This window comes from Burkholderia sp. 9777_1386, from assembly GCF_015712265.1.
In the GTDB taxonomy this organism is placed as follows: domain Bacteria; phylum Pseudomonadota; class Gammaproteobacteria; order Burkholderiales; family Burkholderiaceae; genus Burkholderia; species Burkholderia cenocepacia.
In genome coordinates this window covers 1-448 of sequence record NZ_JACCQB010000145.1, presented here as the reverse complement: position 1 = coordinate 448, position 448 = coordinate 1, and the positions used below count along the sequence as shown (strand labels likewise).

The following is a 448-nucleotide window of genomic DNA, read 5'->3' as shown; positions in this document are numbered from 1 at the left end:
CCTTCCAGTTTTCTCATCTGTGGCATGAATACACGACTGAAGGATTTATGACCCGCTGGCGGGATACGGATAAAACCTGTGTGGATATCCGTTACGACCCGCAGGGGCGCGCCATCAGCACCCTGTCCACCGAAGGCTATTACGACGACCGTTTTATCTATAACGATGAAGAACACTGTACCACCTACGTGGATGCAGAAGGCGGCGAAACCCGTTACTGGTATAACGAAGACGGCCTGGTCACCCGCAGCACCGACCCGCTGGGCCGTGAAGAGATTACAGTATGGGAGAACACGCAACTTCAGTCGCGCACCGACGCGCTGGGACGTAAAACAGCGTATGAATACAACGATGAGGGCGATATCTGGCACGTCGCCCTGCCGGGCGGCTACAGCCTCTATTACGACCACAACGACGCCGGGCAGTTAACCCGCCTGACGCTACCGGG

The 448-nt window shown here is 56.5% G+C and carries 1 protein-coding gene; it reads left to right on the top strand.

Features of this window, described 5'->3' with window-relative positions:
• Positions 1-448, top strand: a 448-nt coding sequence (locus H0X91_RS34755) for a hypothetical protein (RefSeq protein ID WP_196433827.1), incomplete at both ends; no start/stop codon positions are given.